The 1,936-nt window shown below is 55.2% G+C and carries 1 protein-coding gene; it reads right to left on the minus strand.

Annotation, left to right across the window (positions count from 1 at the left end; genetic code table 11):
• Positions 1 to 1,936: hypothetical protein (locus F0000_RS27130; protein ID WP_223148954.1), on the minus strand; the 1,936-nt coding region annotated here is incomplete at both ends.

A 1,936-nucleotide genomic window follows, 5' to 3' on the forward strand; every position in this document is an offset into this window, starting at 1 on the left:
CCAGTAGCACCTGTTGCTCCTGTGATTCCTTGAATTCCTTGTGCACCAGTAGTACCTGTTGCCCCGGTTATACCCTGTATTCCTTGACTACCAGTAGCGCCTGTTGCTCCTGTGATCCCTTGTATTCCTTGACTACCAGTAGCACCTGTTGCTCCAGTGATCCCTTGTGCCCCAGTAGCACCTGTTGCTCCGGTTACCCCTTGTATTCCTTGTGCTCCGGTAGCACCTGTTGCTCCGGTCACACCCTGTATTCCTTGTGCTCCGGTAGTACCTGTTGCTCCAGTGGCTCCTTGTATTCCTTGTGCTCCGGTAGCGCCTATTGCTCCGGTTACTCCTTGTATTCCTTGTGCCCCAGTAGCGCCTGTTGCTCCGGTCACACCTTGAATTCCTTGAGCTCCGGTAGCGCCCGTTGCTCCTTGTATTCCTTGTGCTCCGGTAGCACCTATTGCTCCGGTCACACCTTGTATTCCTTGTGTCCCAGTAGCACCTGTTGCTCCGGTCACACCCTGTATTCCTTGCGCCCCAGTAGCGCCTGTTGCTCCGGTTACCCCTTGTATTCCTTGTGCACCAGTAGCGCCTGTTGCTCCTGTGACTCCTTGTGCACCAGTAGCGCCTGTTGCTCCTGTCACACCTTGTATTCCTTGTGCACCAGTAGTACCTGTTGCACCTGTGATCCCTTGTATTCCTTGTGCACCAGTAGCGCCTGTTGCTCCGGTTACACCCTGTATTCCTTGTGCCCCAGTAGCACCTGTTGCTCCGGTCACACCCTGTATTCCTTGCGCCCCGGTAGCACCTGTTGCTCCGGTTACCCCTTGTATTCCTTGTGCACCAGTAGCGCCTGTTGCTCCGGTCACACCTTGAATTCCTTGAGCTCCGGTAGCGCCCGTGGCTCCTTGTATTCCTTGTGCTCCGGTAGCGCCTGTTGCTCCGGTCACACCCTGTATTCCTTGTGCACCAGTAGTACCTGTTGCTCCAGTGATCCCTTGTGCCCCAGTAGCGCCTGTTGCTCCGGTCACACCCTGTATTCCTTGTGCCCCAGTAGCACCTGTTGCTCCGGTCACACCCTGTATTCCTTGTGCCCCAGTAGCACCTGTTGCTCCGGTCACACCCTGTATTCCTTGCGCCCCGGTAGCACCTGTTGCTCCGGTTACCCCTTGTATTCCTTGTGCTCCGGTAGCACCTGTTGCTCCAGTGACTCCTTGTATTCCTTGTGCCCCAGTAGCGCCTGTTGCTCCAGTGACTCCTTGTATTCCTTGTGCCCCAGTAGCGCCTGTTGCTCCGGTCACACCTTGAATCCCTTGAGTTCCGGTAGCGCCCGTTGCTCCAGTGGCTCCTTGTATTCCTTGTGCTCCGGTAGCGCCTATTGCTCCGGTCACACCCTGTATTCCTTGCGCCCCGGTAGCACCTGTTGCTCCGGTGACACCCTGTATTCCTTGTGCTCCGGTAGCACCTGTTGCTCCAGTGATCCCTTGAATTCCTTGTGCTCCAGTAGCACCTGTTGCTCCGGTTACCCCTTGTATTCCTTGTATTCCTTGTGCACCAGTAGCGCCTGTTGCTCCGGTTACACCTTGAATTCCTTGAGCTCCGGTAGTACCTATTGCTCCGGTTACACCCTGTATTCCTTGACTACCAGTAGCGCCTGTTGCTCCGGTCACACCCTGTATTCCTTGTGCCCCAGTAGCGCCTGTTGCTCCAGTGACTCCTTGTATTCCTTGTGCCCCAGTAGCGCCTGTTGCTCCAGTGACTCCTTGTATTCCTTGTGTCCCAGTAGCACCTGTTGCTCCAGTTACACCCTGTATTCCTTGTGCTCCAGTAGCACCTGTTGCTCCTGTGATTCCTTGAATTCCTTGTGCACCAGTAGTACCTGTTGCCCCGGTTATACCCTGTATTCCTTGACTACCAGTAGCGCCTGTTGCTCCTGTGATCCCTTGTATTC

Source organism: Aquimarina sp. RZ0, assembly GCF_008370685.1.
Classification (GTDB): domain Bacteria; phylum Bacteroidota; class Bacteroidia; order Flavobacteriales; family Flavobacteriaceae; genus Aquimarina.